Consider the following 1838-nt stretch of genomic DNA (forward strand, 5'->3'; position numbering starts at 1 on the left):
CCCGCGGTCTCGACCACGGCGCGTGGGTGCCGCTGCGCTTCCTGTACCCGCAGGCCGACATTCCGGTGGTGCCGCTGGCGATCCAGCCGCTGCTGGGACCGGCCCACCAGTTCGCGCTGGGCCGCGCGCTGGCGCCGCTGCGCGAGCAGGGTGTGCTGGTGATCGGCTCGGGCAGCATCACCCACAACCTGCACGACTGGGGCCATTACCAGGACGGCAAGGAAGCGCCGTACGTGCGGCCCTTCATCGACTGGGTGGAGCAGCGCCTGCAGGACAACGACACCGCCGCGTTGCTCGACTACCGCGCCCGTGCACCGCACGCGGTCAAGGCACATCCGACCGACGAGCACCTGCAGCCGCTGCATGTGGCGATGGGCGCGGCCGGGGGTGACACGCTGGGTGCGCAGCGCATCGATGCGGGTATCGATGCGGGGTTCCTGGCGATGGACATCTACCGCTTCGACGGGGCTGCGGCATGAGCACGCTGCACGCCGTGGTGCGCCCCGCCACCGGCCCGGCGCACGGGCTGGTGGTGCTGCTGCATGGCGTGGGCAGCAACGAACGTTCGCTGCAGGCGCTGGCGCACGGCCTGGACCCGCGCGTGGAGGTGGTGCTTCCGCGTGCGCCGCTGGCGTTCGGGCCGGATGCGTTCGGCTGGTTCACCGTGCAGTTCGGCGCGCAGGGGCCGGTGATCGACCCCGCGCAGGCCGAGGCCAGCCGCCTGCTGCTCATCGATTACGTGCGTGCACTGCAGGCACAGCACGGCGTGGATGCCGCGCACACGCTGGTGGCCGGCTTCAGCCAGGGCGGCATCATGAGTGCCAGCGTGGCCCTCACCGCGCCGCAGGTGGCCCGCCGGTTCGCCGTCCTGTCCGGGCGGATCCTGCCGGAGATCGCACCGCAGATTCCCGCCGATATCGCCACGCGTGGCGTGCGCGGGTTGATCCTGCACGGTGAGCAGGACAGCAAGCTGCCGTTCGCGCTGGCCACCGCCGCAGCGGCGCGGCTGCAGGCGCTGGGCGTGGAGCATGCACTGCACGGCTACCCGGCTGATCACACGCTGACCGCTGCGATGCAGGCCGATTTCAACGCGTGGACCACGCGCGCGCTGCTGTCCGGCCACTGAGCCGCGGCAACCCCGGCGTTCGCGCAGGCGGATGGGTGTGGTAGTTTTTTTGCAGTTTCCGGCGCCTGGCTGCCTGCAGCCTCCCCCCTCGCGCCGTCCACTGGAAAATGCATGCATACCATTGAAGTCGTCCTGGCGATGCTGGTGGCCGTGGTCGCCAGCGGCTATCTGGTCCGGGTATTGCCCCTGTCGTTGCCGCTGCCGTTGGTGCAGATCGGCCTGGGCGCGGTCATCGCCGGGGTGTTCAACCGTGGCCACGCGCTGGAACCGGAGATGTTCTTCCTGCTGTTCCTGCCGCCGCTGCTGTTCCTGGACGGCTGGCGCATTCCCAAGCAGGGCCTGTTCCGCGACAAGGGTGTGATCCTGGAGCTGGCGTTCGGCCTGGTGGTGTTCACCGTGATCGGCGCCGGCTTCCTGATCCACTGGATGATTCCGGTGATGCCGTTGGCGGTGGCCTTCGCGCTGGCGGCGATCATCTCGCCCACCGACCCGGTGGCGGTGGGATCGATCGCATCGCGTGCGCCCATTCCCAAGCGACTGATGCACATCCTGGAAGGCGAGTCGTTGTTGAACGATGCCTCCGGCCTGGTCTGTTTCCGCTTTGCCGTGGCCGCGGTGATGACCGGCAGCTTCTCGCTGGCGACCGCCTCGCTGACGTTCCTGTGGGTGGCGCTGGCCGGCGTGGCGATCGGTGCGGCGGTCACCCTGGGCG

General features: G+C 69.7%; 2 protein-coding genes and 1 pseudogene. All 3 read left to right on the plus strand.

Going from position 1 to position 1838, the window contains the following annotated elements; translation table 11 throughout:
* Nucleotides 1-479, plus strand: a 479-nt coding sequence (locus DBR34_RS15360; protein ID WP_258223977.1) for a class III extradiol ring-cleavage dioxygenase, incomplete at its 5' end; no start/stop codon positions are given.
* Nucleotides 476-1126 carry a dienelactone hydrolase family protein gene (locus DBR34_RS15365; protein WP_128097446.1) on the plus strand — a complete coding sequence of 217 codons (651 nt, stop codon included), beginning with the start codon at nucleotides 476-478 and terminating at the stop codon, nucleotides 1124-1126. The genes DBR34_RS15360 and DBR34_RS15365, both read left to right, overlap by 4 nt.
* Before the next feature lie 111 nt (nucleotides 1127-1237).
* Nucleotides 1238-1838 (plus strand): annotated as a pseudogene (locus DBR34_RS23320) (cation:proton antiporter); the annotation flags it as partial.

It is taken from the genome of Stenotrophomonas sp. HMWF003 (genome assembly GCF_003061285.1).
GTDB lineage: Bacteria > Pseudomonadota > Gammaproteobacteria > Xanthomonadales > Xanthomonadaceae > Stenotrophomonas > Stenotrophomonas maltophilia_AP.

Bases quoted from the DNA above. Each gene is read 5' to 3' on its own strand.
- DBR34_RS15365 (WP_128097446.1), top strand. From the start codon at position 476: ATGAGCACGCTGCACGCCGTGGTGCGCCCCGCCACCGGCCCGGCGCAC.